General features: G+C 56.5%; 11 protein-coding genes. 7 read left to right on the top strand and 4 right to left on the bottom strand.

Features of this window, described 5'->3' with window-relative positions:
* Nucleotides 1–25 precede the first annotated feature (25 nt).
* The 4 genes from O2807_06820 to O2807_06805 all read right to left on the bottom strand — a co-directional run bounded on the left by O2807_06820 (nt 26) and on the right by O2807_06805 (nt 3,739).
* Nucleotides 26–499 carry a hypothetical protein gene (locus tag O2807_06820; GenBank protein MDA1000212.1) on the bottom strand — a complete coding sequence of 158 codons (474 nt, stop codon included), beginning with the start codon at nt 497–499 and terminating at the stop codon, nt 26–28.
* 103 nt (nt 500–602) lie between these two features.
* The gene (locus O2807_06815) at nt 603–1,793 is read right to left on the bottom strand and encodes an AAA family ATPase (protein ID MDA1000211.1); all 1,191 of its coding nucleotides are present in this window, start codon (nt 1,791–1,793) and stop codon (nt 603–605) included.
* Between the two features lie 88 nt (nt 1,794–1,881).
* Nucleotides 1,882–3,318 (bottom strand): gamma-aminobutyrate dehydratase, encoded by a 1,437-nt coding sequence (locus O2807_06810; protein ID MDA1000210.1) that lies wholly within the window; start codon nt 3,316–3,318, stop codon nt 1,882–1,884.
* Nucleotides 3,319–3,481: 163 nt separating this feature from the next.
* Complete coding sequence (locus tag O2807_06805; protein MDA1000209.1) at nt 3,482–3,739, bottom strand: glutaredoxin domain-containing protein; 258 nt, start codon at nt 3,737–3,739, stop codon at nt 3,482–3,484.
* A 309-nt stretch (nt 3,740–4,048) separates the two neighbouring features.
* Between O2807_06805 and O2807_06800 the strand changes: the two genes are divergently transcribed.
* The 7 genes from O2807_06800 to O2807_06770 form a co-directional block, all read left to right on the top strand.
* Entirely contained in the window at nt 4,049–5,506 is a 1,458-nt protein-coding gene (locus O2807_06800) for an extracellular solute-binding protein (protein MDA1000208.1), read from the top strand.
* A gap of 67 nt (nt 5,507–5,573) precedes the next feature.
* Complete coding sequence (locus O2807_06795) at nt 5,574–6,539, top strand: sugar ABC transporter permease (protein MDA1000207.1); 966 nt, start codon at nt 5,574–5,576, stop codon at nt 6,537–6,539.
* Nucleotides 6,536–7,513 carry a carbohydrate ABC transporter permease gene (locus tag O2807_06790; GenBank protein ID MDA1000206.1) on the top strand — a complete coding sequence of 326 codons (978 nt, stop codon included), beginning with the start codon at nt 6,536–6,538 and terminating at the stop codon, nt 7,511–7,513. The genes O2807_06795 and O2807_06790 overlap by 4 nt, the downstream gene beginning before the upstream one ends.
* A 521-nt stretch (nt 7,514–8,034) precedes the next feature.
* Nucleotides 8,035–8,631, top strand: a complete 597-nt coding sequence (locus O2807_06785; protein MDA1000205.1) for a cupin domain-containing protein — start codon at nt 8,035–8,037, stop codon at nt 8,629–8,631.
* A 60-nt stretch (nt 8,632–8,691) separates the two neighbouring features.
* Nucleotides 8,692–9,114, top strand: coding sequence for an adenosylmethionine decarboxylase (gene speD / locus O2807_06780; protein ID MDA1000204.1), 423 nt, complete (start codon nt 8,692–8,694; stop codon nt 9,112–9,114).
* 31 nt (nt 9,115–9,145) lie between these two features.
* A complete protein-coding gene (locus O2807_06775) occupies nt 9,146–9,613 on the top strand; it encodes an arginine decarboxylase, pyruvoyl-dependent (GenBank protein ID MDA1000203.1) in 468 nt (155 codons plus the stop codon).
* 8 nt (nt 9,614–9,621) lie between these two features.
* Nucleotides 9,622–9,898, top strand: a 277-nt coding sequence (locus O2807_06770; protein MDA1000202.1) for a hypothetical protein, incomplete at its 3' end; no start/stop codon positions are given.

The following is a 9,898-nucleotide window of genomic DNA, read 5'->3' as shown; positions in this document are numbered from 1 at the left end:
TCCGGGGCGGGAGGCCTCTATTGGATCACATCAGAGATAAAATAGGGGAGGTTTTTAGAGGTGCCCTTAGGATTGTTTCTGTTATACAAGCTCTTTGCAAATCTTCAATCGAAAACCGGCGATGAAGATCTTGACCTATCATGGGTTTTTGATACACAGGCCAAACCGAAAGAAGCACTCGCTGGCTTGTTCCCCTCGAAGGTCGATCTTTCTCATGTCCCTGGAAATGCCTCAAAAGAAAAGCTTCGTGATCGGGATTCTGAAATATTAAAACGATGTTTTCATTATGCGCCAGGCGAATTGCCCTCTGGTCGCGCTCTGGGTTTTCTTCCAGTCGGTCACTGTCCAGCAGGATTGCTCGGCCAACATATTTTCCGTGATTGCGTGTTCTCCGCCTCATTTCGGTGACTGCCTGCTCGACAATGGCGAGCGGATCGCCTCCTCCTACCCTGTCGCGGAATGTATCAATATGGAGGTGCAATCCAAGGTTATCAGCCATTTTCTGGAGAAATACTCCGTAAGCTTGCTCGCTGCGTCCTTCGCACCCCAAAAACACGCGTGCGCGTTGTGGTCTGGAATGTCGAAAGGACCTTGCCATCATTTTACCCTATGTGAGGTACGGCTCCAAAAGAACCTCCTAGATATTTCGAGTAGATGTTAGTGTCACGCCTAATACTTTTGGTGTTTTTCAATCCGTAGATTTCTGTTTCACCGCGATCGTTTTTTTCTGTGAAAAAAACTTCTTCTTTGATTAGATGTTCCAACAATGTTGCATTGTGACAGCTAATGATTAATTGCGCATTATGTGGGTTGTTTTCTTTATCATAAAACCACGAAAGAATTTCAGGTAACAGTAGAGGGTGGATGTCATTATCAAATTCATCAAGGACAGCTATGCCACCCGTACTGAAAACATAGTTGAGATAGGGGAACCATTGATAGAAATTCCTTGTGCCTTGGGATTCACTAAAAAGCAGAAGGGGCGCGCCTAAACCAGAATGGATAAAATATGGATTTGATTTTCCTTGCTCATGTATAATTTTTACTTCTTCAATTCCTAGGTCGATGATACGAATCCTTTTATTAAGATTCGACAGAGCTTTTTCATCTTTAATATAATACTGAGTTGCGGAATCTTCTGGAATTTTATACGTGGTAGAAAAGGTAATATTTGTTTGCAGTAAATTCACTCCATTTAGAATCCATGAGGCCATTGGATGACCAAACTTTGCAAATGTTGAAATTAAGCTGGAATTCGGTCGAATTGTTTCGCGGCGCGGGTCGCTTTTTTTTATGTCAAAAAAATCTCCGAATTTTAAATTGGAATGTTCTCGTTCGAAAATTTTTCGAAATCTGCTTTCTGGTGCGTAGGCCAACATTTCGTATATGATTTCAGAAGGTCCAGGGAGATTATTTTTGATTTCTACTTCGTATTTGTAAATGCAACGCTTCTCTGAATTGAATATTTGCCCATCGAGTTCAATCGTGATTTGTGTGTTGTTTTTAAATCCCTCTTTTGTACCGAATGGAGAAAAAGGAAGTGATTCTCCAACTTTTAAATCGAACGAAGAGGAAACTAGCCACTTTAAAAAAGTGATGGCGCGGAGGAAGTTTGTTTTGCCGGATGCGTTAGGACCGAATACTGCTACAACTTTTGGGATGCGTTCGTTGGAACTTGAAAGGGGTTTTGCGAATCTGCCAATAGAGTCGGGCGCATTTTGAGCAACGGTTAAGTCTATCTCTTGGGGTTTATTGATCGAGTAAAAGTTTGAAACTCTTATATATCGAATCATTATAGGCTCCTTTTGACGAAAAAACGTCAAAGTCACCTTTTAATATATAAGAATTAGGCATTTTGTCAAGATTATCTTTTGTGTGCCCTTATTTCCCAATCCCCGCGAGCCATTTGGCGTAGTCCACGGCGGGCTGGACCTCGTGCTCGCGCCAGATGGTCATCTTCTCCGCCTCGATGCTGCCCTCGGCGTGGATGGCGAGGACGGCTTGGTAGCCGGCGAAATCGCTCGCCGTGATCTCGGCGATGAGGTTCATGAGGCGGAGCCGGTCCTCGGCCGATACGCCGCCCGCGCCGCCGAAGTATTTCGCCACGAGCTCGCCCAGCCGGGGGTCGTCCATGTCCTCGACCGATGGGCCCGTGACCAGAAGGCCGCCCGCGATGTCCTGCACCCAGGCGAGGGCCTGGTGGTAGCCAGTGGCGAAGTGAAGCTTGGCGATGTTGATCAGCTCGGCGTTGGGGACGGCGATGCCGTCAATGATCTTGCACTCGCGGGCCGCCTCGCGGGTCATGCCGCGGCAGATCTCGGCGTAGCTGATGAGCTTGGCCAGCTTGTCGCGCACGTGGCCGGCGCGGAGGATGCCGTTGTACTCGGCCATGAGGTGGGACGCCCCGACGAAGAGATCGACCAGCGGCAGCTTGTAGCTCACCGCCGTGAAACGGTGGAACTCGACGAAGGTCTTGGCGAGCGGGCCCGCCATCTCGCCCTCTCCCTTCATGAAGACGCGCTCCCAAGGCACCTTCACGTCATCGAAGACGGTGAGGGTTTCCATCATCTTGTGCTTCGTGCTGATCGGGTTTTCGAATTCGTTGCTTTTCCGGCTGCCGTAGGAGCTGGCGATCATGGTGATGCCGGGCGCGTTGGCGGGTACCGCGCAGGCCACGGCGTAGGCTTCATCGCCGGGGGCCATGTTCCGCGTCGGCAGGACGATGATTTCGTGTGCATTCGCCGAAACCGAGGTGTGCACCTTGGCGCCGCGCAGGGTGATGCCCGCGCTGTCCTCGCTGGCGATGCGGACGTAGTAGTCCGGGTGGGACTGCCCTGAGGGGCCTTGGCCGCGGTCGCCCTTGACGTCGGTCTGGGCGACGGCGATGGCGAGATCGTTATCGCGGCAGTGCTCAAAAAACTTCCGGACGCGGGGGAGGTACTCGGTTCCCATGGTGCGATCCATGTGGCCGGCGATGAGGTGGAGCGCGCAGAGGGCGTCGGTGCCGATTTCCTTGATGAGGACGACGAGGGTGCCGCCGAGGTAGGTGGCGCGCTCGATGAGGGCGCTCCGCTGAAGGAGGTCATCGGCGCTCCGGGGGATGTGGTAGTAGCGCGAGTAGGGGCCATCGGGGCCTTCAACGAGCGCGAGTTTTTTGTCCTCAGGGTCTTCGGCCATCTCGTAGTCGATGGCGGCGTGGTTCACCGCGACGCCGATGACGGGATGGGTTGTGACATCTTCGACTTTCTCGCCGCGGTAGTAGACCACCCGGCCGTCCTGCAGGCTCTTCTTGTACTCCTCGGCAGTCATCAGAGCCATAGCCATCCCCTCCCGGATCAGGTGAAACGGTTGCACCGCATGTCGGATTCTTTTCGTTGATACCCTAGAGTAGCCCGATCTGGCCCAAGGACGAAAGAGAGGGGAACAAAAAAAGCCCCCCGGAGGCCGGAGGGCTTTTTGGGATGTGCTTTTCGGCGGGCGGCTAGCTCGCGCTGATTTCGACCAGCTTGCCTTCCTTGTCGAGAACGGCCAGCTGCGGAAATCCGCCGATAACCTCGCCGTTGATGATGACCTGGGGGGCGGTCTTGCCGCCGGTGCGCTCTTGCATGGCTTTCCACTCGGGGGTTCCGCCGAATACGAGGTATTCCTTGTATTCAAGACCCCGCTTCTTGAGCAGGTTTTTCGCCGCCATGCAGTAGGTGCAGGGCTCTGTGGTGTAGACCTCGATTTCGGCCGGCATGGCTTCCTCCTGTGATTCCGGTATAAAACGGCCATCGGGCCGCCCTTTTCCCCTCCCCCCGGGAGAGATGGACAGGATGGCCCGGCAAGGAGATATATACCAAAATCCCGGATATTCGTCACCCGGCGAATGGCTTGATTTTCTGGCTGTCGCGGGGCCCGCTCCGCTTGATTCCCATCCGCCCGGAGCGGATAATGTCTCTGCACAATTTCCTTGGAATACCCAAAGAACGACCCTCTCCCGGCGGTGCGGCGTTCGCCGAGCGGAGAGGGAAGAACCGGCAATATCTCAAGAAGGGGAGGGAGGAAAATGAAACGACTCGCAATGGGAATACTGGCCGCGGCGACGGTCCTCGTGCTCGCGGGCGGCCCGGCACTGGCACAGGTCCTGCCGGGCGCCACGGTGGAGGAGCGCGCCATCAACGGCGCGAAAGCCTACATCAAGAAGCATAACCTGAAAAATCCCACGCTTACGGTGCTTCAAAATGCGCTCTTCAAAAACGCGCAGCCGGAATACGATCGCCAGTGGGAGAAGCTGACGGGTGTGAAGGTCAAGTCCATTCCCTACGGCTACACGGACATTCCGTCGAAAATCATGGCCGAAGCCGTTGCCAAGACAGGGCAGTGGGACATCTTCAACCACTTCCCCTACTCCATTCCCGACGCCTGGGGCGCCGGTGTGATCCGGTCCCTGGATGCCTACGCGAAAAAGGGAAAACCCGACTTCTCGGGCATCGAGTCCGGCCTTCGCGCCCAGCAGTGGTATCAGGGCAACCTCACATTTTTGCTTCTCGACGGCGATCACCTCGCCCTCGTCATCCGGAAAGATATCGCCGATCTGGCCAAGAACGACTACAAGGCCAAGTTCGGCAAGGAACCCGGCTGCCCTGAAACGATGTCCGAATGGGAGCAGATGGCCAAGTACTTCCATACGGAAAAGGGACAGACCCGCTGGGGCAAGAAATTCGACAAACCGCTTTACGGCGCGTTGGCCTACCGGAGCATCAATTTCTCCTACCGCCATTTCCCGGCCTACTTCGGCGGGCTGCTCTTCGACAAAAACATGAACCCGCGGATTAATACCCCGCAGGGCGTCACGGCGATTCAGGGGTTTGCTTCCATTGTGAAATACATGCCCCCCGACGTTCAGGGCTGGGGCACGCCGCAGATTTATCCCTTCTGGGGAAGCGGACAGGCATTTTCGGTCATGTCTTTCCCGTCGATTGTCGGCTACGGCAACAAGAACCCCAAGAGCACGATCAAGGACCAGCAGATCACTTGCATGGTTCCGGGCGTAAAAGTGAAGGGCAAGCTCGTTCGGCGTTCCCCGCAGGCGGCGGGAGCCGGCTGGGCGGTCAGCCGCTACAGCAAACATCCCGAGCTCGCCTACTATTTCCTCCAGTGGCTCACCGCCCCGACCAAGGGCGACGAGCTTATTGCCGATCCCAAGGGCTTCTGGGACCCGATGCGGAAGTCGAACCTGACGGCCCCCGCCGTCGTCTCGAAATTCGGCAAACAGATGATCGAAACGACGCTGGCGAATGCCAAGGTCGCGACCTCGCTGCTGATGATCGAGGGCAACTACGAGTACTTCAACGTCCTCGACAAAAATCTCTCGCTTGTCATGCAGGGGAACATCAGCGCCAAGGAGGCCGCGAAGCGGATCGAGAGCGGCTGGAACAAGATCACCAAAGATGTCGGGCGCAAAAATCAGGTTCGCGCCTGGCGTAAGGGTGTGGCCAGCGGCGCTTATATTGATAAATTTTAGATAACCATTTTCCGGCGGCGGGCGCTCTCTCGGGGCGTCCGCCGCCGATGAGACGGTAAGTTGCGAGATGCAATCACCTGAAGGCGTTACGCCAAAGTCGCGTTCCAAGAAGGGCCTTGCCGCCTGGTTTCGGCAGGAGCGCGTCTTCCGCCTGATTCCGTTCATCATGGTGGAGGGGACTTTCCTCCTCCTTCTCGCCGTTCCCTTCATCCTGACGATTTACATCAGCCTGCTCAAATGGCGCGCCAGCCGGCCGTTCGAGACAGCCTATTTTTACGGCTTTTTAAATTATGCCCAGGTCCTCGGCGACGTGGATTTCTGGTGGGCACTGGGGCGGACGTTTTATTTCGCCGGGGTGGCGGTGTCGCTCGAGCTGGTTATCGGCTTCCTGCTGGCGATGTTCGTCTACCGGGAGTTCCGCGGCAGGAAGATCTACATCACCATCTTCCTGGTTCCGATGATGGTGGTTCCGGTCGTCGTGGGCTACAACTTTTCGATGATTTACGTGGACTCCGGGCCCCTCAACCAGATATTGTCCCCGTTTTTGGAGTTGTTCGGAATCAACCCCCGCGTCCGGTGGCTCTCCCACCCGGTCGCCGCTCAATGGGCGGTCATCCTCGCGGACGTCTGGCAGTGGACCTCGCTCACCTTTTTAATCTTCTTGTCGGGCTTCACCGCGCTGCCGGAGCAGCTCTCCCACGCCGCCCGTGTCCTGGGGGCGAGCCGGTGGCAGATTTTCTGGCGGGTGCAACTTCCCTTGCTGAAACCCGCCATCCTCATCGCCGTCATCATCCGGTCGATGGAGGCGCTCAAGCTTTTCGACCAGGTCGTCCTGCTCACCTTCGGGGGCCCCGGCACTTCGACCGAAACGGTCGCCTTTTTCCTATGGAGACAGGTCTGGCAGTTTAACAAGTACAGCTTCGGCGCCGCCGCATCGGTCCTGCTGCTCATCATATTCTCGTTTCTCATCTTCTACGGAATTCATCTGCTCGTCCGGGAGCGGGCCATCGTCCAAGAGGAGCAGATCGGATGATGAACGACGCCCATTCCAGGAAGGCGGAGATTTCTTTCGCCAAGCGCTACAATCTTTTCTCCTGGTTCCGGCATGGCGTTTTGCTGGGCTGGGCCTCCATCGTCCTGTTTCCCATCTTCTGGATGATCTCGACCTCGTTCAAGGACTCGGGCGACTGGGTCACCTGGCCACCAAGCTGGTTGCCGTCGTTTTTGGGAGGGGGCTACAAGACCACCCTGCTCAACTACCAGCAGATCTTCGCCTTCTCCGCCAGCGGATTCGACGAGAAACTCAGCCGGGAAGCGACCGAGCAGGCATTCAATATCTGGAGTTCGTTGGGGGATTCGGCTCTTATCGCCTCGGCGAGCTCCCTGCTGTCCCTTCTGCTGGGGACGTTTCTCGCCTACTCCATCTCGCGCTATAGCGTGGGCGGGAAGAATTTCCGCTACATGATTCTGACCATCCGCATGGTCCCGCCCATCGTCATCGCCATCCCCATCGTGATGTACTACGCCATTCTGATTCCCTATGCGACAGAATTTATCACGGGCACGCGGCTGAGCCTGTTCGACTCCTACACGGGGCTGGGGCTGCTGTATGTAGCGACGACGCTGCCTTTCGTTATCTGGATGATGCTCAGCTTCATTGACGAGGTGCCCTACACCCTCGAGCACGCGGCGAAACTCATGGGGGCGGGGCGCATCTACACCCTCCGGCGGGTGGTCGTCCCGCTCGTGGCGCCGGGGATGGTGGTGACCTTCCTGTTTATTTTCATCCTGAACTGGAGCGAGTTTCTCCTCGCCCTGACGCTGACCCAGCCGAAGATCTCAACCCTTCCGGTGCTGCTCAATAAGTTCCAGAGCGCGGTCGAGGGCCGCCTCTACGGTCCCCAGGCCGCCATCGGCACCGTCATCACGGTGCCCGTGGTGATACTGGGTATCCTCATCCAGAAGCACCTCATCAAAGGCTTCAGCTTCGGCCTTATGCGGAAGTAGCGGCCACAACACGCAATAAATACCTGTTTTTAAAAAAAACGCAAAAAGCCATGCTCTCTTCTTCCCAAATGCCGCCTAGCGTTTTCTGTGACGGGGAGGGATTTTCTGACCCGCGGGAACGCCCCCACCTTTAGAATCCAGCCCACCCGGATGTCCACCTGCTCAAATGTTTCCACGGGGATGGTCTTGCTCACGGCGCTCTCCCTGAATCGGCCCGCAGCAGAGTCTATTGATTTTGCTGGATTTGCAGGACTCCATACCCCCCATCATGCCACCGGGCAAGGAAATCTCCCAGCCGGGGGGCGGGTGCGCCGTGTCCCTTGGGGAAAAATTCTCAAAAAGGGAGACGGAAAAATCGTTGACATCCCCCCAAAATCTCTATATATATTCTCCGCCTTGTTTAATGAATGACTCTTCATTTGTTTAGTTTGTTAAACTCCGCGGAGGAATCGGGCGGACGCCGTTTCCGGGTCGTTTGGCGTTTCGTTTCCCTGCCTGGGGTCGGTTCGAAGGGGTGGATCATGGGACGGGCAAGCGAACCAGCCGAGAGAGTACGCAGGCAGCGGAGCGAGCACAGCTTCTTGCGCATCGGGGAGCGGATTCTCGACCTGCGGCGTTCCTTCGATCTGACCCAGGAAGAGTTGGCCTCCCGATCGAATCTGACCAAGGGATTCATCAGCCAGCTTGAGCGCAACCTGACCTCGCCCTCGCTGGAGAGCCTGATGGGGATTCTGCGGGCCCTGGACACGGATATCGTCGAGTTCTTCCGCGGGCAGGACGAGGAGCGTTTTGTTTTCGGCCCCACCGATCGGACCAGCGCAGACACCTACCCGGAGGTCAGCGAGTTCGAGTTGATGGTGCCCGGCGCGGCGAATTGCGAGATGGAACCGGCGATTGTCAATCTTGCGCCGGGTGAAAAACTGGAGGAAAAATCTCACGCAGGCGAGGAGTTCGGCTACATGCTTCAGGGACAGGTGGTCGTCAAGTACGGAAAATGGCAGACCACGGCCCGCCGGGGAGATTGCTTTTACTATGTTGCCGACCGCACCCACGGGGTGATGAACACCTCGAAGCAGCCGGCCAAGATATTGTGGGTTTCAACGCCACCGAGTTTTTAACTGGGGACGGCACACCGCCTTGTCGTGTCTACGGGAGAAGGTCCCGCGGATGGGAGGAAGATGCCTGTGAATGCATTGGGCCGCCACATTCTCGCCGAGTTCTACGATTGCAGTCCCAGTGTTCTGAACGATCCGCAGGTGATTGAGCAGTATATGAACGCGGCCGCCGATGCCAGTGGTGCGACGATCGTCCAGAGCGTGTTTCATCATTTCAGCCCGCACGGGGTCAGCGGGGTGGTGGTGGTCCAGGAGAGTCATCTGGCGGTCCATACCTGGCCGGAGTACGGCTATGCGGCGGTGGACTACTTCTCCTGCGGCCCGGTGGATGTCGATGCCGCTTTTCGCCTGCTGGAGAAGTCCTTCGGTGCCGAGCGTGTTGTGGCGAAAGAGATTTCGCGGGGCATTCTTGGAGAAGCCATTGGGGGACGCCCCGAGGTTCTCGTGGGGCCGCCCATCAGCACGGAAGAAGCGGTCTCCCTCTAAGCGAGTGGTCCATTCAGGAGAAAGCAGCGCCATGGTCATTTCGACCCCCACCAAATATTTCATGGTTTGCGGCTGCGCCGAAGGTTTTTCGGAACTGAATGCGTTTGACGCCGCGCTCTTGAGTGCCGGTGTGGGCAATACGAACCTGGTCCGCCTGAGCAGCATTCTTCCTCCCCGGTGCCAGGAGATTTCGCCCGTCCGCTTTCCCCAGGGCGCCCTCGTGCCGGTCGCATACTCCTCCATCACCTCTTCCGAGCCGGGACAGATGCTGACGGCGGGTGTTGCCATCGCCTATCCCGAAGATGAAGATCACTGCGGCCTCATCATGGAACACCATGACTTCGCCCCCGAGGCGGTCGTGGAAGAGCAAGTGCGCCGCATGGCCGTCGAGGGCATGGAGTTCCGCGGCCAGAAAGTGAAAGCCCTCAAAAGCGTTGTGGCCGGGCATGTGGTGAAGAAGAAGGGAGCGGCCTTCGCCGCTGTAGTGCTCTGGGACTAGGCATGGATATGGCCAAGCCCCCAGTCATCATTCCAGGCGCCCCTCCCGCGGGGAAGACCTGGTACACGGAATTCCACACCCCCCAGACCGGATTTACCATCCAGGTGCGCCGCACCTATTTTGAGGAGCAGAGTCCCTTCCAGCACGTCCGCATCATCGGGACGGAGCATTTCGGGCGCATGCTCATTCTTGATGGGGCGGTGCAGACCACCGAGCGGGACGAGTTCATCTACCACGAGATGCTGGTGCATCCGGCCCTCTTCATTCACCGGCGGCCCCGGCGGG

Source organism: bacterium (assembly GCA_027622355.1).
Taxonomy (GTDB): domain Bacteria; phylum UBA8248; class UBA8248; order UBA8248; family UBA8248; genus JAQBZT01.
The sequence above is the reverse complement of the archived record's forward strand: the minus strand, read 5'-3'. Positions and strand labels throughout refer to the sequence as shown.